General features: G+C 36.4%; 1 pseudogene. It reads left to right on the forward strand.

The features are described 5' to 3' along the window. A pseudogene (locus FC26_RS13135) lies at positions 1-206 on the forward strand (IS5/IS1182 family transposase); the annotation flags it as partial.

Raw genomic sequence — 206 nt, forward strand, 5'->3', positions numbered from 1 at the left:
TCAAATATATCGTAGCTGATGCGGGCTATGGGAGTGAATCTAATTATTCTGCTGTGATTGATGACTTTGAAAAAATACCTTTAATTCCGTATGGGATGTACGAAAAGGAACAGAAGCGCAAGTTTAAAAATGATCCCACTAAGATACATGATTGGAAATACAATGCCGCAGACGATTACTATACTGATCATTTAGGTGTGAAATTC

Origin of the sequence: Paucilactobacillus vaccinostercus DSM 20634 (genome assembly GCF_001436295.1) — a bacterium.
Taxonomy (GTDB): domain Bacteria; phylum Bacillota; class Bacilli; order Lactobacillales; family Lactobacillaceae; genus Paucilactobacillus; species Paucilactobacillus vaccinostercus.